Origin of the sequence: Flavobacterium davisii (genome assembly GCF_019565505.1) — a bacterium.
Taxonomy (GTDB): domain Bacteria; phylum Bacteroidota; class Bacteroidia; order Flavobacteriales; family Flavobacteriaceae; genus Flavobacterium; species Flavobacterium davisii.
Genome location: NZ_CP067378.1, coordinates 785469 through 802673 on the forward strand (window position 1 = coordinate 785469; position 17205 = coordinate 802673).

The 17205-nt window shown below is 30.7% G+C and carries 12 protein-coding genes and 5 pseudogenes; 2 read left to right on the top strand and 15 right to left on the bottom strand.

All coding sequences use genetic code 11. The features are described from left to right. Positions 1-5: 5 nt before the first annotated feature. The 9 genes and pseudogenes from JJC05_RS03915 to JJC05_RS03945 all read right to left on the bottom strand — a co-directional run bounded on the left by JJC05_RS03915 (position 6) and on the right by JJC05_RS03945 (position 8201). Positions 6-1375, bottom strand: a pseudogene (locus tag JJC05_RS03915) (nucleotide sugar dehydrogenase). Positions 1376-1405: 30 nt separating this feature from the next. Beyond that, positions 1406-2676, bottom strand: a pseudogene (locus JJC05_RS03920) (nucleotide sugar dehydrogenase). 12 nt (positions 2677-2688) lie between these two features. Then, positions 2689-3653 (bottom strand): annotated as a pseudogene (locus tag JJC05_RS03925) (SDR family oxidoreductase). Position 3654: 1 nt separating this feature from the next. Then, positions 3655-3876 carry a hypothetical protein gene (locus tag JJC05_RS17975; RefSeq protein WP_309597416.1) on the bottom strand — a complete coding sequence of 74 codons (222 nt, stop codon included), beginning with the start codon at positions 3874-3876 and terminating at the stop codon, positions 3655-3657. Continuing rightward, positions 3861-5366: a polysaccharide biosynthesis tyrosine autokinase gene (locus tag JJC05_RS17980; RefSeq protein ID WP_309597417.1), complete on the bottom strand. Its 1506-nt coding sequence runs from the start codon at positions 5364-5366 to the stop codon at positions 3861-3863. The genes JJC05_RS17975 and JJC05_RS17980 overlap by 16 nt, the downstream gene beginning before the upstream one ends. Before the next feature lie 100 nt (positions 5367-5466). Then, entirely contained in the window at positions 5467-6123 is a 657-nt protein-coding gene (locus tag JJC05_RS17985; protein ID WP_309597418.1) for a Wzz/FepE/Etk N-terminal domain-containing protein, read from the bottom strand. Then, positions 6123-6908: a polysaccharide biosynthesis/export family protein gene (locus JJC05_RS03935; protein ID WP_127822899.1), complete on the bottom strand. Its 786-nt coding sequence runs from the start codon at positions 6906-6908 to the stop codon at positions 6123-6125. Before JJC05_RS03935 ends, JJC05_RS17985 begins: the two co-directional genes overlap by 1 nt. Positions 6909-7062: 154 nt before the next feature. Then, entirely contained in the window at positions 7063-7683 is a 621-nt protein-coding gene (gene recR / locus JJC05_RS03940) for a recombination mediator RecR (RefSeq protein WP_088390243.1), read from the bottom strand. A 167-nt stretch (positions 7684-7850) separates the two neighbouring features. Continuing rightward, on the bottom strand, positions 7851-8201 hold the full coding sequence (locus JJC05_RS03945; RefSeq protein WP_235878258.1) for a hypothetical protein: 351 nt from the start codon (positions 8199-8201) through the stop codon (positions 7851-7853). A 391-nt stretch (positions 8202-8592) separates the two neighbouring features. Here JJC05_RS03945 and JJC05_RS03950 point away from each other — a divergent pair. After that, a pseudogene (locus JJC05_RS03950) lies at positions 8593-10107 on the top strand (sodium:solute symporter). 431 nt (positions 10108-10538) lie between these two features. Here the strand turns inward: JJC05_RS03950 and JJC05_RS03955 are convergent. Beyond that, a pseudogene (locus JJC05_RS03955) lies at positions 10539-10894 on the bottom strand (CoA-binding protein). Positions 10895-11004: 110 nt separating this feature from the next. Between JJC05_RS03955 and JJC05_RS03960 the strand changes: the two are divergent. After that, positions 11005-11640, top strand: coding sequence for a MarC family NAAT transporter (locus JJC05_RS03960; RefSeq protein ID WP_088390233.1), 636 nt, complete (start codon positions 11005-11007; stop codon positions 11638-11640). Between the two features lie 212 nt (positions 11641-11852). Here JJC05_RS03960 and ctlX read toward each other — a convergent pair whose 3' ends face one another. From ctlX to JJC05_RS03985, 5 genes are all read right to left on the bottom strand, one after another. Beyond that, positions 11853-12788, bottom strand: coding sequence for a citrulline utilization hydrolase CtlX (ctlX, locus tag JJC05_RS03965; RefSeq protein ID WP_105195730.1), 936 nt, complete (start codon positions 12786-12788; stop codon positions 11853-11855). Between the two features lie 87 nt (positions 12789-12875). Then, positions 12876-13832, bottom strand: coding sequence for an arginase (gene rocF, locus JJC05_RS03970; protein ID WP_105195731.1), 957 nt, complete (start codon positions 13830-13832; stop codon positions 12876-12878). A gap of 123 nt (positions 13833-13955) precedes the next feature. Beyond that, positions 13956-15239, bottom strand: a complete 1284-nt coding sequence (locus tag JJC05_RS03975; protein ID WP_105195732.1) for a citrate synthase — start codon at positions 15237-15239, stop codon at positions 13956-13958. 237 nt (positions 15240-15476) lie between these two features. Then, positions 15477-16754: an endonuclease V gene (locus tag JJC05_RS03980; RefSeq protein WP_235878259.1), complete on the bottom strand. Its 1278-nt coding sequence runs from the start codon at positions 16752-16754 to the stop codon at positions 15477-15479. Between the two features lies 1 nt (position 16755). Beyond that, a complete protein-coding gene (locus JJC05_RS03985) occupies positions 16756-17070 on the bottom strand; it encodes a YwqJ-related putative deaminase (protein WP_235878260.1) in 315 nt (104 codons plus the stop codon). Positions 17071-17205 lie beyond the last annotated feature (135 nt).

Sequence of the window (17205 nt, forward strand, 5' to 3'; positions counted from 1 at the left end):
ATTCTTTAATTATTTTCATTAGAAGATCCTACAGCTGAATATATAAAACCTATTTTTTGCATTTCACTACGATTTAAAATATTTCTACCATCAAAAACAAAAGCTGGTTTTAACATATTATCATAAATTTTTTGCCAATCGTAAGTTTTAAATTCCTCCCATTCGGTTAAAATCGCAATAGCGTGAGCATTTTGACAAGCTTCATAAGGTTCATTAAAAACACTTATTTCATTCATTTCATAATTCATATCCAATTCAATCTGCTTTAAATCTACTTTTGGATCATAAACTGCCACATTGGCTTGTTCTGCCACTAAATCCTTTGCTACATCAATAGCAGCTGATTCACGGGTATCATTGGTATCTTTTTAAAAGCCCAACCTAACATGGCGATCTTTTTAGAAGCAACCGTATTATATAGTGTTTTTACAATATTTTTTGCAAAACGATGCTTTTGGTGGTTATTCATAATAACTACTTGCTCCCAATAATCTGCTACTTCATTTAAACCATACGATTTAGCAATATATACTAAGTTTAAAATATCTTTTTGAAAACAAGATCCACCAAATCCTACTGATGATTTAAGAAATTTAGATCCTATACGAGAATCCATTCCTATTGCTCTTGCCACTTCGTTTACATCAGCTCCTGTTTTTTCACAAAGTTCTGAAATTGCATTAATAGAAGAAACGCGTTGTGCTAAAAAAGCATTTGCCGTTAATTTAGACAATTCCGAAGACCAAACATTGGTTGTTAAAATACGTTCTCTCGGAACCCATGTACCGTAAATATCTACTAAAGCTTGAATAGCTGTTTCATTTTCACCTCCAATTAACACACGGTCAGGAGCATGCAAATCTTGAACAGCCGTTCCTTCTGCCAAAAACTCAGGATTTGATAATATATGAAAAGTAACACCATTTCCTGTATGATCTAAAATATTCTTAAGCGCTTCAGCTGTCCTTACTGGAAGTGTTGACTTTTCGACTACGATTTTGTCTGTTTTAGATACTCGTGCAATCTGGCGTGCGCAAAGTTCTATATACTTTAAATCCGCAGCCATCCCCTTCCCTTCACCATACGTTTTGGTTGGAGTATTTACGGATATAAAAATCATATCGGCTTCATCAATTGCCTTATCTACTTCTGTTGAAAAAAATAAGTTTCTTCCTCTAGCTTCTGCTACAACCTTATCTAATCCTGGCTCATACACTGGCAAATTTGAAAAATCTGAATCATTCCAACCAGCAATCCTCATTTCATTTAAATCAACGACCGTTACATTTATTTCAGGACATTTTTGAGCTATTACTGCCATAGTAGGCCCTCCAACATAACCCGCTCCTATACAACATATATTTCTTACCTTCATTCATGTAATATTATGACAAAGTTTACAAAGTTACAACTTTCCATCTACTTTACAATGTAATATTCCTTTTACATCATAAATAATTGATTTTTCTTTTTGCAAACTACAAAAATCAAGACTTAAAAATTGCTCATGAGCAACTCCTAAAACTATTGCATCAAATTTATCAGAAGACAACTCTCTTAATGCTTCTAAATTATATTCATGTTTAACTTCTGCAACACTAACCCAAGGATCATAAATAACTATTTCTACTCCATACTCTTTTAAAGCAGTAATTACGTCTACAATTTTTGTATTACGAACATCAGGACAATTTTCTTTAAATGCAATTCCAAGCATTAAAACTTTAGCTTCATTAACAGAAATCCCTTTTTTATCATCAATTTGATCACTTGCGAGGCTATGTATTCTCCCATACTATCATTTAAACGACGGCCTGCCAAAATTATTTCTGGATGATACCCTTTTTCTTGGGCTTTTTGTGCTAAATAATAAGGATCAACCCCTATACAGTGCCCTCCTACTAAACCGGGTTTAAAAGGCAAGAAATTCCATTTCGTCCCTGCAGCTTTTAAAACATCTTGCGTACTAATATTTAACAAAGTAAAAATTTTAGCCAATTCATTAACAAAAGCAATATTAATATCTCGTTGTGAATTTTCTATAACTTTAGCTGCTTCTGCAACTTTTATCGTAGGAGCTAAATGTGTCCCCGCTGTAATAACTGATCTATAAAGTGCATCCACTTTTTGCCCTATTTCAGGGGTTGAACCAGAGGTTACTTTTAAAATCTTTTCTACTGTATGCTCTTTATCCCCTGGATTAATTCGCTCAGGAGAATAGCCTGCAAAGAAATCTTGATTAAATTTCAATCCACTTGTTTTTTCCAAAATAGGCACACATTCTTCTTCTGTTACCCCAGGATATACTGTCGATTCGTATATTACGATATCGCCTTTTTTAAGCACTTTCCCAACCGTTTCACTGGCTTTATACAAAGGTGTCAAATCCGGTTTATTATGCTTATCTACTGGTGTTGGCACCGTTACTATATAGTAATTACAAGTAGTAATTTCTTGTATTTCTGATGCACAAAAAAGCCCCAATTCATCATTATTATCAGATTTTAGCACTGCATTTAAAAGTTCAGGACTTACTTCTAATGTAGAATCTTTTCCTTCATTCAACTCAGTAACCCTCGCTTTATTTATATCATACCCTACTACACTATATTTAGTAGCTAACAATCTAGCTAATGGTAATCCCACATAACCAAGTCCTATTACTCCAATCTTCATTTTTTATGCTATTTATTTTAAATTATTATAATACCAATTCACTGCTTCTGCCAATCCTTCTTTTAACGAATACTTAGGCTCATACCCCAATATCTTTTTGCTTTATCAATAGAGGCTAGAGAATGCGGAATATCTCCAGCTCTGGTAGCTCCATAAACAATCTTTACATCTGCAATTTTAGGAACTTTTTTGGTCAATTCTTCTTTTAAGATATGAATCATATCATTCAATGTTGTTCTTTCTCCAAATGCTGTGTTAAAGACGCTGTTTATTGCTCTGGAATCTTGGGTTAACATTGCTAATTCATTCATTTGAATCACGTTATCTATATAGGTAAAGTCTCTAGAATAATCACCATCTCCATTCACAACTGGGCTTTCATATTTCATAAGCTGCATTACAAATTTGGGTATCACTGCGGCATAAGCTCCATCTGGATCTTGTTTTCTCCCGAATACATTAAAATAACGCAACCCTATTGTTTCTATTCCGTAGATTTTTCCAAAAATCTCCGCATAGAGTTCATTTACATATTTTGTAATGGCATACGGTGATAATGGTTTTCCTATAACTTCTTCAATTTTTGGTAAATTTTCCGAATCTCCATAAGTAGAGGAACTTGCTGCATATACAAATCTCTTTACATCTGCTTCCTTTGCAGCCCATAACATATTTAAAAAACCATTTACATTTACATCATTAGATGTTAAGGGATCTTTTATAGATCGAGGAACAGATCCTAATGCTGCCTGATGCAACACATAATCTGCTCCATCACATACTTTCTTACATATTTCAGCATCTCGAATATCGCCTTCAATGAATTCAAAATTCTCATTCAACATCAGGTCTTTAATATTTTTTAAATGTCCTGTTGCAAAATTATCTAATCCAACTACTTGATAACCTTTATTTAAAAAGTGTTCTGTTAGATTAGAACCGATAAAACCCGCACAACCAGTAATTACAATCTTCATGTTATTTTTTTTTATAAATACTTACAATTTTATTTATGATCGTTTTTACAAACGCTTCTTTGTCATCCATTTCTAAATATCCGTTTCCATACGTTCCATATCCATATCCGTATCCATCTCCATATCCGTATCCGTATTTTGATTTATTATGATATCCATTAAAAACTATACTAATATTTTTTAATGTTCCTGATTTGTGTTTTTCATTTACAATACGTAACATTTCTTTTTGGTCACTCCTTGCCTCACAACGTACATTGAAGCATCACAAAAAGGAGTTAATTCTAATGCGTCTGCTACTAATCCTATAGGAGGTGTATCTAGTATTATGTAGTCATAATAGAGTTTTAACTCATTTATTAAACTTTCCATATTTTCACTAAGAATTAACTCTGATGGATTGGGAGGTATAGGTCCTGAGCTAATCAAATCTAAATAAGGGATATGTGTATTTTTAATTATTTCATCTAATTTTTTTTGTCCTATTAAATAATTAACTACTCCTTCTGTATTTTCAAGACTAAAATCCTGAAATAATTTTGGTTTTCTTAAATCAAGTCCAACCACTACTGTCTTTTTTTCACTTAAAGCAAATACGGAAGCTATATTAAGAGAACAAAATGTTTTTCCTTCTCCACCAACTGAGGATGTAATCATCAAAACTTTAGCGCCTGTTTGTACTTGTTTTTTATACAAAAATTGCAATGAAGAACGTATTCCTCTAAAACTTTCGGCTAATGGTGATTTTGGTTTTTCAAAAACAGCTAAATTAGATGGTATATTCTTAATTCCTACTATTCCTAAAACAGGAATTTGGGTTAGTCTTTCAATGTCTTCCACCTTATTAACTGAGTTATCTAAAACGGTTAATATAAAGATAATACTTAAAGGAAATAAAAAACCTATTAAAAAAGCTAAGACATAATTTGTACTTGTTTTAGGTCCTATCAGTCCACCTCCTACATCTTTTGCAGGATCTATGAACTGAATATCGGAAAGATTTGCTGCTTTTACAATATTGGCCTCGCTACGTTTTTCTAGAAAAGAATTGTAAATATTTTTATTTAAATCATATTTACGATTTATCTTTACTAGTTCTTGTTGTTGTTCAGGTAGTTTTTTAATCTGATATTCGGCTGTCCCTATCTTTTTATCAACAGCAACTAAATCAGAATTTATGGAACGTTTGGCTGATTCTATATTTTCTAATAAAACAACTTTTAGTGCTTCCATCTGAGCATCAAAATCTTTAAATTTCTTATCATTTTTTAAAGTATAAGATAGTGCTGCTCGTTCCGCTGATAATTGGGTTAGCTTACTTACATTCGTCAATATATTAGGGTCATCAATACCTGCAACAGAGGGAGCTGGTAGTTTAGAAAAATCAGCGTTTTTAATTAAATAGCTTTTTAATGAGTTATAAAAAGTATACTTTCTATTTAACAACTCTTTTTCTACATCATACTCCGTTAATTTGTCTGAATATTTTGTTCCTGCTCCTTCTTCTAATTCAAAAATATTTTTTCCTTTAGAAAACGTTTTTAGCTCATTTTCGGTATTCTTTAAATCTCCTTCCATAGCCACTAAAGTGCTATCTATGAAATCAATTGTATTTTGAGCAAATTGATTTTTAGCCAATAATTGGCTTTTAATTAAATATTTAACTGTTCCGTTCAGATAATCTACCAATCTTAATTTATTGGTTCCTTGCATGCTTAATCTAACAATAGCTGATGATTTCGAATCATTTTCAACTTCTATTCCTTGATAAGTGGCAACTGCACTATTAAAATCAGCGAATGTAACTATATATTTAGCTCCTTCGTAAAATCCGGGGATTTTTAGTCCATTTCAATTTTAAATTTAAAAAAGGTAAAATGACAGCTTCTCCTATTTTATATTTTTTTGAAAAGATGCCTTTTTTTACAGGTATTGTGGTTAGCTCGTCTGTTGAGTAGTTATATAATGCTGTTGTATTTTCATCAAATTGAATTGACAGTATGAAATCTTGTTTTGAAACAAATTGTATAGTTAAATTTCTCCCTAATAGTTGAGGATAATTTACATTAGCATCAACAACAAATGGGGTCATTCCGTAAACATCTTCTAAATTATATTTTCCTTCTCTTAGATATTGAATATAAAAACGTAATTCTTTTACTACTTTTTCATTATGAGATCGTGATTTTATAGTACTCATTAAAGTTTGTACTTGATCAGAGGTGCCTCCCCAATTGAATACTAAACTTGTATTAGAAGTAAAGAAAGGATTACTTTCTTCTTTATAGGCCACAGTAGTGGTCATACTATAAATTTTTTCTTTTCTAATATTTATCTGATAAGCTATAAAAAAAGTAATTAATAATGTAATTAGAAACCAATACCAATAACCTAAAACTCTATTAAAAAAAGATTTAACATCAAAAGTATTTTGAGATTCCAAAAAGTTAAAATCTTTAATATCTAACATCACTTAACATTTTTGACTAATAAAAAAGTAGTAAGTACTAATGACAATGCACTTACAATTGTAGTAAATGACTGTAAAACATTTGTTCCTAATCCCCAATTCTTTTGTTTTATAGGTTTTACATATATATAATCGTTGGGTTGAATATAATAATAGGGTGATTTTAACAAATCAATACTTGTCAGATCTAACGTATGTATTTCGGTTCCTTGAGGTTGCTGACGAATCAACATAACTTCTTTTTTATTTCCTGTTATAAGAACATCTCCATTATTAGCTATTGCTTCTAAAATTGTTACTTTTTCTTGCAATAATACTTTTGTTCCCGGTGATTTTATTTCTCCATTAATTGTATAACGAAGTCCTCCTAGTTTTACCACTACAAAGATATCAGCTTCTTTATGAAAATAATCTTTTAAAAGTTGTTTTTCTATCTTAATTCTCAATTCTTCTAATGTCAACCCTACTACTTGCAAATCTCCTAAAACTGGTATTCTGATATATCCATGATCGTTTATGGGATAACCATCAAAATACAAATCATCAACAGAAGTTCCTCCTTGTGGCGCATTTGAAACATTAAATATTTCTACTAATTTAGAATCTAGGGCTTTAATCTTAATAGACAACACATCCGATATCTGAAGTCGATATGGTTTTAATACGACTGGCTCTAAAGTCTCTATTTTTTCATTTCCTTGCAAGTAAACTACATCTTTGTTTGATATACAAGATGAAACCGTAAACAAAATCAATATTAGTAAATATAGGGATGGTTTATTCATTTTTGTTTGTAATATCTGTTTATATTTTATTTACAGTAACGGTTCTTTAACAAATGTTAATTTTATTTTCAGTTAAATTCTTTAACAATATTCACTTCAAAAAACAAATATAGTTTTTCATTTTGTAAATAGAAAAACTTTAAAAATTAAATTCTTAAGGATTTCGCAATGAATTTTCAAAAGGAATTCGATTTAAAATACTACGTCCTAAAGTTATTTCGTCTGCATATTCTAATTCATCTCCCACAGAAATACCTCTTGCTAATGAAGAAACTATTAGCGGACAATCTTTTATTTGTTTGTAAATATAAAAATTGGTGGTATCTCCTTCCATGGTAGAACTTAAAGCAAATATAACTTCTTTAACCATTCCTAATTTTACTTTTTCTACTAGAGAATTAATTTTTAACTGAGTAGGTCCTATTCCTTCTATAGGGGAAATTTTACCACCTAACACATGATATATTCCTTTGTATTGACCTGTATTTTCAATAGCCATTACATCACGAACATCCTCTACTACACAAACCAATGCTTGATTCCTATTATCATTAGAGCATATTTCACAAAGGTCTACGTCTGAAATGTTATGACATGATTTACAAAATTTAATTTCGGTTCGCATTTTTAGCAATGCTTCTGCTAAAAAACGTGTTTGCTCTGTGGGTTGTTTGAGTAAATGTAAAGCCAACCGCAATGCTGTTCTTTTACCAATTCCCGGTAATTGTGCAATCTCTTCAACTGCATTTTCTAATATTTTTGAAGAAAAATCCATGGAGCAAAATTACGGTTTAAAAAAGAAAAATCCAAATACTTTCATATTTGGATTTCACAAACAATCAACAAAAATATTAAAAAACTATTTCTTTTTAAACTTCATTTTTCGCTCTCCCTCTATTCCTTCATAAATAATATCTAAATTCCCTGCTTCATCTATGTAAATCATCCCCCTTTTTTAAACAAATAGCTCAATTCTGCAAACTCATTATTAATGGTTCCTCCTAAAAAATCTATTTTACATTTTGAAAAACTATATTTTTTTACTGTTCCTGTTTCCTCAACCAATTCTAGAATTAGATCTTTTACTTTAAACTGACATCCTGACAACCCTGATATTTCATACTTTTCAGTTCCTTTTTTCATAAAGGTAATAGAACTTCCTTCAGTAGTAGCATAAGTAGCTCCATTGAAGAAAAATTTTATTATAAACAAATGTGATTCTATATTTTTAGCATAAAATACGGTGCTAAACAAGAACAATATTACAAACCCTATTTTATATTTCTTTTTCATCTTTAAAATATTATTTATACTGCAAATGTATACAGAAGTTTTCATTTAGAAAGCGAAATGAAAAAGTTCTACAAACTGAAACAGTAGTACGTGTACATTCTTTAAACCCAGATTACGCATTAAAAATCTATTCCACTTTATTTTTCTTCAAATTCAAGCACGTACTCAAATTTTAATCATCAAAATAGTTCACGATTTCTTCTTCTAAAATTTTCCGTGAGCACTTGAATTTATTGAAAATTTTGTTTCACAACGAAGTCTAATACGGAATCTGGGTTAAATATAAATAAATGGTTTATAAAAGTCTTTTTTGAAAAAAAAGCGACTTATTAGAACTTAAATTAAGTTTTTTCTATCTTGCAAAACAAAACTAAATTCATTCTTTTAATTTATGACTCCATTTGCAATTCTTTCATTAATCATTATTTATTTTGGAATATTATTTCTCATTTCATATTTTATGAGTAAAAATAATAGTGATAATGATGCGTTCTTCAAGGCTAATAAAAATTCTAAATGGTATTTAGTTGCATTTGGAATGATAGGTACTGCATTATCAGGTGTGACTTTTATTTCTGTACCGGTGAAGTGGGGAATCCTGAATTACAATTCAAATATTTCCAATTTGTAATAGGTAATGCTTTGGGGTTTATTATTGTTGCTACAGTACTATTACCTTTGTACTACCGAATGAATTTAACTTCTATTTATGGTTACATCGAACAACGATTAGGAAAAATTAGTTATTTAACTGCGGCCTCCATTTTTTTGATTAGTCGTACTATTGGTTCTGCATTTCGTCTTTATCTAGTGGTTATCGTTTTGCAACGATATGTTTTTGATTATTATGAAATTCCTTTTACAGTTACAGTATTTTTATCTTTATTTTTGATTTTTGCCTATACTTATAAGGGAGGGCTTAAAACCATTATTATTACGGACACATTACAGACTTTTTTCTTAGTGTTTTCTGTTTTTCTAACCATTTATTTTATTTGTCAAAGTTTAGATTTATCTGCATTTCAAGCTTTTGAGAAAGTAAAAAACAGCACCTATTCTCAAATATTTTTCTTTGATGATTATTTAAAGGGAAATTATTTTTGGAAACAAATTTTGGGAGGTATTTTTGTAACCATTGCTATGGTAGGTCTTGATCAAGATTTAATGCAAAAAAACTTAAGCTGTCCCAACATAAGAGAAGCACAAAAAAATATGTTTACGTTTACAGGGATATTTATAATTATTAACATTTTCTTTTTAAGTGTAGGTGCTTTATTGTATATGTATGCTGAAAAAAATGGTATTGCTGTTCCTATGGTTGGCGATGTTGTCCGTACAGATTTCCTGTTTCCTGAAATAGCGTTAAAATCATTAGGCTTAATTCCTGCAATTGTATTTCTTTTAGGGCTTACAGCTGCTACATTTGCTACTACTGATTCTGCTCTTACAGCTTTAACTACCTCATTTTGCATTGATTTTCTTGGAATGGAAAAAAACAATCTGGAGATAAGTATAAAAAACTAAATGATGAAACAAAATTAACGAACATACGTCATATTGTACATTTAGCTTTTTCTTTTTAATTTTTTTAGTCATTGTTTTTTTTAATACTGTAAACGATGCTTCTGTAGTTAAGATGATTTTTAAAATTGCCTCGTATACTTATGGTCCTCTATTAGGATTATATGGTTTTGGTTTATTTATAAAAAACAAAACTGTACATGATAAATTTGTTCCTTTTATTTGTTTAATATCTCCTGCTATTTGTTATTTATTATCAACTTATTCTATAGAATGGTTTGATGGTTATACCATAGCAGAAGAATTAATTATTATTAATGGGATGATTACTTTTGTTGGATTATTATGTATTAGTAAACCCACTACAAACAGTACTCGTTTTTAAGATAAATTATCAAACATTCAAATAAAGCTGTACTCGTTTTTTTTATTTTTATTTTTGAAATAGCATCCTTAAAATGTCGTAAAAAATATTAATCCCCGTTTTCAAAGCTTTTGCTCTAAAAACGGGGTTGATTCATTTTTTAAAATATTGTTTTAACCCCTATTTCGCATAAACTACTTTGTGAAACAAAATTTTTGAATAATTTCAAGTATTCAGAAAGAATTAAAAAGAAAAAACAGGAAATTATTTTGATCCTTAAAATTTGAGTACATCCCTGATTTAAAACAAAATAAAACAAATAGAATAGATTTATCAATTCACCTTCGAGTCTAATGCAATTTTGGTTTTAAAAACCTTTCAAAAAAGCTAAACCTTTGTTATTTTTAAAAGTTTAATTTTTAAAACAACTAGATCCAATGTTAGTTTTTCTTTCAATACTCTTTTGTTCCCAAAAGAACTAATGTACAAGCTTCTTCTACTAGGATATTATTTTCCTTTAACAAATCATAAAATTCAGGATTTTCGGTACCGGATTAAAAATAACCCGATTCGGCTTTAAATCTATTATATATTTATAATATTCTTTTTGACGTTCTGGATTCAAATATAGAGTAACTGTGTGAATATTTTCTAAACTTGGAAATCCTTTTTGAATTTCTATTCCAAAAACACTTTCATTTTTTAAACCTATAGCAACTACCTCGTGATCATTCTGTAATAATCTACTCATAGCTATAAATGAGTATCTTTCTGGGCTAGTAGAAGCTCCTAAAACTAAAGTTTTCATTTTTATTCTTTTTAAAAGAATAAATTTACTATTTTTAAATTTAGGAAACCACAACTTAACATTTTCTTTACGCGTATAGAGTTTTAGAAATTTAATTTTACAAAAAAACTATGGATTTATTTTTTTACATTTTCGCTGCTTTATTTTCTGTACTTAATCCCATAGGGGCTATTCCTGTTTTTGTAGGATTAACCAATGGATACACTCGTGAAGAATTAACAAAAACCTCTAAATGGACTGCAATTAACGTATTTATTATCATGATAGTAGCTTATTTTTTGGGTGAATACGTTTTACATTTTTTCGGCATTAGCTTAGAAGCTTTGCGCATTGCTGGAGGTATGATTATTGCAAATTCTGGTTTTGGGTTACTATCTGGAAAAGTAAAAAGACGCAAAGGAATAAACAAAAAAGTAGAAGATGAAGCACAACAAAAACATGCTATAGCACTCACACCTTTAGCTATGCCCTTATTAGCAGGACCTGGTTCTATTTCTTTATTAATTGCTTTTTACCAAGAACATAATAACTGGATGGCTATTAGTATAGCTATAGGAGCTGTATTAGCCGTAGCTATTTCTATTTTCTTGGTTTTAAATAGTGCTCATTATCTGGTACGTTTTCTTGGAGAAGCAGGCATTGTAGCCATTTCAAGAATTGTTGGTTTTTTTGTAATTGCTATTGGCGTACAGTATATTGTAAATGCTATTTTAAAAATCATTGAAAACAGTCATCTTATCAAGTAATAATAAACTATTTTTAAGATCTTAAAAAGTGGGTGTCTGAAAAGTCAAAATTCAACATCTAATCTCTCACTTCAACGACAGGGGATGTCATAGTATCAGCATCTTGCTATTGCTTCGCCTATTCGAGTAAAACTCTCAGGGAGCCATCGCTGAAATAACAAAATTTGTCCCCCTTTCGGACACCTTCTTTTTATATGTATATGTAAATGTTTTTATTCTTTAGGCAAAAAAATCTCTGCCATCATACAACGGGCACTTCCACCTCCATACATCTCTATCGTTTCTAAATTTGAATATAAAATAGTGGTATGTTTTTCTATTTGTGCTATCTGCATTTTATTTAATCCGTCATAAGCTGATTCACTCATAACTAAATATGTTTTATCATTATCTCCTTTTACTTGTAACATATTACCTGCAAAAGCATTTACTTGACTTTCGGAAATATAAATAATTTCCTTTCCATCTTTCTTTAAATTTTCAACTAGGTTTTTCTTTTCTGCTTTATCATCTATACACTCTGAGCAGAGAATTGCAAACGTTTCTCCTATAGCCATCATTACATTTGTATGATAAATTAATTCTCTTTTATCATTAACTGTTTGAAAAGCATTGAACAAAACTGGAGTAAATTCAAAATCTTCACAAAATTCAATAAACAACTCTTCATCAGCACGAGGTGATAAGGCGCAATATGCTTTTTGGTGTACACGATCCAAGATCATACTTCCTGTTCCTTCTAAAAAAACATTATCTTCTTCTGCAAGTGTATAATCCATTACATCTTGAATTAAAAAGCCTTGTTCTTCTAGTATATCTAAAATATCTTCACGACGTTCTAAACGACGATTTTCAGCAAACATCGGATATAGCACGACCTCTCCATTTTCATGAAATGAAATCCAATTATTAGGAAATACAGCGTCTGGCGTATCTGTATCAGTGGTATCTTCTACTACTGTAACATGAACTCCTACTTGACGTAATTTACGAACTAAGGCATCAAATTCCTGTTGTGCTTTAGCTGTAATAGTCGCTGGTAATACAGTATCTTCTTTTTTTTGATAGTAATTATTTACTGCTGTTTGTTCATTCATTCTAAATGAAACAGGTCGTATCATTAGAATGGAATTTGTTATTTGTTGCATATCTAATTTAGTAAAAAACCTCTCAAACACTCTACTCATTTTACTAAATTTCAGTGATTGAGAGGATTTTATATTTGTAAAATTTGATTATCTATTTTTTACCACATTCACAATTGAATCTACTATATCTAAAGTTATTTCAGCCATCGTATTTATTTTTTCATCTAAACATGGGTTTACTTCTACAACTTCTACGCAAGCTGTTTTGGGATTAGATGTTAAATGGACTAATAAATCTTTTGCTTCTTGTGGTGTAATTCCATGAGGAACAGGTGTTCCCGTTCCATGCGATGTTAAAATAGGATCCATAGAATCTACATCAAAGGATATATAAATGATGTCACATTGATGTAATTGTGTATTAATATTATTAACGAGGGTCCATATACCTAAATTACGAACATCTTGTACTGTATACCATTTTAGCCCTAATCTTTCTATAACGGCTTCTTCTTCTGGTTCCGTATCTCGTACTGCAATATAAACTAGATCTTCAGGATTTATTTTGTTCGTTATACCTCCAACATTTTTCAATTGATTCCAATAATCAACTGTTTTTTCATCTACTTTATTTATTTGACATTCTATGTTATCAATATTCATTACAGATGCTAACGGCATTCCGTGCATATTACCTGAAGGTGTTGTATAAGGTGTATGGATATCTGCGTGTGCATCAATCCAAACCACTCCAATTCTTTTATCGGGATAAGCTGATTTAACACCTGCTATGGTTCCTCCTGCCGAGCCATGATCTGCAGCTAAAATAATAGGAAATTGTTTATTCTGTAAAAGAGAAGATACTTTTGCGTTGAGTTCTTCATAAATAGAAAGCAAACCATCTATACGCTTTGCAAAAGGGAACTTTGTAGGCTTATCTAAATAAGTATTGACATTTTTAATTGTTTCGAGAGTATTTTCACCAAAAATATAGCTCTCCTTTTTCCTAGCAGCAGCCATAATAGCTTCTGGACCTAAAGATGCTCCACGCGTACCTGCTGCAATTTCTGATTGGTTTATTAGAAAAGTAATTGACTTACTCATAATTTTTTAGATTGGATGATGATTGTTATATCATTAAATAACATGTATTTCATCTGTTTCGATAGCAAATATAAAAAAAGCCTCTTGAGAGAAGAAGCTTTTTTTCTTTTATTCATCATTAATTTATCTCTTGTCCATAGAAACGAATGGTCTTAAAGGATAACCAGTATATACTTGACGAGGGCGTCCAATAGGTTCTTTGTTTAAACGCATTTCTTTCCATTGCGCAATCCATCCCGGAAGACGACCAATAGCAAATAACACAGTAAACATATCGGTTGGAATTCCTAATGCTCTATAAATGATTCCTGAGTAAAAATCTACATTTGGATATAATTTTCTGTCTACAAAATAAGGATCTACTAGTGCTGCTTCTTCTAATTGTTTTGCAATATTTAGAATAGGATCGTTAACACCTAATTCTGCTAACACTTCGTCTGCTGCTTTTTTGATGATTTTTGCACGAGGATCGAAGTTTTTGTATACTCTGTGTCCGAATCCCATTAAACGGAAATCGTCATTTTTATCTTTGGCTCTTTCTAATGCTTTTTGTGCATCGCCACCATCTTTTTGGATTTGCTCTAACATTTCCAACACCGCTTGGTTAGCGCCACCGTGTAATGGTCCCCATAAAGCAGAAACACCTGCAGAAATAGAAGCAAATAAACCAGCGTGAGAGGAACCAACAATTCTTACTGTAGACGTTGAACAGTTTTGTTCGTGATCAGCATGTAATGTAAATAATTTATCTAAAGCGTCTATAATGGTTTTATTGGTGGCATAAGGTCCTGTAGGCAACTCAAACATTAATCGCATGAAATTTTCTACATATCCTTTTGTATTATCATAATAATTCAATGGGAACCCCATCATTTTACGATATGTCCATGTGGCAATAACTAAAAACTTACCCATCGTTTTACAGATTGCCTCGTACATTTCGGTTTCATTTTCTACATTGACTACTTTAGGATTAAAAGCAGTTAAAGCAGATGTTAATGAAGACAAGACTCCCATTGGGTGAGCTGTTTTGGGAAATCCATCTATAATATTCTTCATTTCTTCGTTTACCAAAGTATATTTACGAATATCATTTTCAAATTTTTCCAATTGAGTCTTTGTTGGTAATTCTCCGAAAATAATTAAATAAGACACTTCTAAGAATGTTGCATTTGCGGCTAAATCTTCAATAGCATATCCTCTATATCTTAAGATTCCTTCTTCACCATCTAAGAAAGTAATTTCACTTGTGCAAGAACCTGAATTTTTATACCCGGGATCTATCGTGATCGCTCCTGTTAGGGCGCGTAATTTTTCAATATCGATAGCCGTTTCATTCTCAGAACCCACCATTACAGGGAACTCATATTTGTTGCCATCAAATTCTAATATCGCAGTTTTTGACATAATTAAGTTTATGGTATTTATCTTTTACAATTGGTTTAACAAAAATAGGAATTTGATATTAATTTCAAAAACTTACCTAATGCTTTTCTCCAAATTTAATAAATGTTTTGTAATTTGTTAACAATTTTAGAAAAGAAAAAAACACTCGCCAAAAGAGACTATTGTACAATTTTATGGGTACGAACTTCAAGCATGCACTAGTCTAAAATTACTTAATGCTTGGACTATCGGCGAGTATCATTTTATAATTCCATATTCATTAGGTTCATCGTTCATAAAATCGATTCTGAATTGCTCAGGCATCTGTTGGCGAGCAATCTCAATTGCTTTTTCAAGTATAAAAGGAAGTCTTGTTGATTGCGTTGTTTCTAACACCCAATTTACACTTGTCTCTAAAGAAATCTTATGTCCTATAGAAACATATATTGGGTTTGTATTTTCTTTTGTCCGGAGGGCTTTTCCAACTACTTTTTGGTCAAATATAAGTTCTATATGATCTGCTCTTTTATCCCCTAAATCTTCCTTTTTATAATACCCTACAAGACGTTTTTTAGCGCAACCAATAGTAGGTATATCCAGTTGAATACCCAAAAAAGTTGCGAAGCCCATATTTTTGGGATGCTCAATGCCATGTCCATCACAAAAAATAAACTGGGGTTTTACAGCTAATTTTTCAAAAGCTTTGATTGCCCATATCGTTTCATTAAATCCAAAAACATCAGGTATGTGCATATTAATCCTATCTTCAGTATAAATTGCTTGATCTACAATTTCTTGACTATTTACATCCATAACAGTAACGACTGCCACTATTTTTTGGGTAATATCATGATAGGCTACTGTTACTCCTCCAATAAATTGTATATCAGTTGGCAATCTATCCTCGTGTATTATTTTTTCAATTTGCTCTTCTTGCCACACAAATTTTTCCATGAAAGTATCTTTAAATACATACCCATTACATCTTTTCATACTTCCCTGAATAAGATATTGAATAATTGTCTTCGCAAATCTTTCATATTCGCCTGTCCAACATTGACAAAAAGTATCAATATCAGTTATATAACTTTTTCCTTCTTCATATGCATCTATAACATCTTTATTTTCTATAAATAATCTTTCCGTATTAAGATCTTTTCTTTTAACAAACATCTTCTGATAATGATTTACCCCATTCCCTTCATTAAGATAAGTCTGAAAAAAATTAATTTCAGTAAGATGATAGCATAAATGATACGCAAAAGAATACCTTTCGTTATCATCAATATAGTAACTTATTAAAAACCTTATTTCACCATATATATATATATACATTGAAACATACAATTTATCATCCTTAAAATATGACATAAAAGAATAACCGTGATCAATACCACTAACATATAACTTCCTGTGACATGAATTATCTTCTAAATTTATATTTTCTTTTATTCCTGTAAATGATTTACCATTATGTTTTATAGAACCATTCACTTTTAAATTTTCCCAATTTTGCTGCTCAAAATAGTTTATCATTTTATTTGCTATTTGGAAAGAAAACCCCTTCCGTTATATAAAAACAATGCGGACAAGTAACCATGTGTTTAGTCTCTTTATCTTTTTCATCTTTTTTAACCTTCCATCTTATAACAATTTTTATATCAAGTGCTCTAATATCTGCCACACTGTTAATGCTTTTATCTTTGATTAGTTCATTCAAAACTAACACCTCCGTATGAATCCCTGGTCGTTGAGCAGCATTCATCTTACCTAATGTAATTTTACCACCATATAACTTTTCATACAATTTACCATCGCTATTTCCAGAACAGTCTTTTCTTATAAAATCCATATATTCTATGTGTTTTTGTAAAAGGGGTGTAAAGTACTTATAAAGTCATCATATGCTGTATCAGAATTTTCTAAAACATCTCCATTATATTTCTTTCTATTGTACTTTATAACTATGTTCTCATTTGGTAAATTA

What these genes read in the sequence shown, in the direction of transcription:
- ctlX (WP_105195730.1), bottom strand. Translation starts at nt 12,788, where the DNA reads ATGCAACAAATAACAAATTCCATTCTAATGATACGACCTGTTTCATTT.
- JJC05_RS03935 (WP_127822899.1), bottom strand. Translation starts at nt 6,908, where the DNA reads ATGAATAAACCATCCCTATATTTACTAATATTGATTTTGTTTACGGTT.
- JJC05_RS03960 (WP_088390233.1), top strand. Translation starts at nt 11,005, where the DNA reads ATGGATTTATTTTTTTACATTTTCGCTGCTTTATTTTCTGTACTTAAT.
- JJC05_RS03975 (WP_105195732.1), bottom strand. Translation starts at nt 15,239, where the DNA reads ATGTCAAAAACTGCGATATTAGAATTTGATGGCAACAAATATGAGTTC.
- recR (WP_088390243.1), bottom strand. Translation starts at nt 7,683, where the DNA reads ATGGATTTTTCTTCAAAAATATTAGAAAATGCAGTTGAAGAGATTGCA.
- JJC05_RS03980 (WP_235878259.1), bottom strand. Translation starts at nt 16,754, where the DNA reads ATGATAAACTATTTTGAGCAGCAAAATTGGGAAAATTTAAAAGTGAAT.
- JJC05_RS17975 (WP_309597416.1), bottom strand. Translation starts at nt 3,876, where the DNA reads ATGTTACGTATTGTAAATGAAAAACACAAATCAGGAACATTAAAAAAT.
- rocF (WP_105195731.1), bottom strand. Translation starts at nt 13,832, where the DNA reads ATGAGTAAGTCAATTACTTTTCTAATAAACCAATCAGAAATTGCAGCA.
- JJC05_RS03945 (WP_235878258.1), bottom strand. Translation starts at nt 8,201, where the DNA reads ATGAAAAAGAAATATAAAATAGGGTTTGTAATATTGTTCTTGTTTAGC.
- JJC05_RS17980 (WP_309597417.1), bottom strand. Translation starts at nt 5,366, where the DNA reads ATGCAAGGAACCAATAAATTAAGATTGGTAGATTATCTGAACGGAACA.
- JJC05_RS03985 (WP_235878260.1), bottom strand. Translation starts at nt 17,070, where the DNA reads ATGGATTTTATAAGAAAAGACTGTTCTGGAAATAGCGATGGTAAATTG.
- JJC05_RS17985 (WP_309597418.1), bottom strand. Translation starts at nt 6,123, where the DNA reads ATGTTAGATATTAAAGATTTTAACTTTTTGGAATCTCAAAATACTTTT.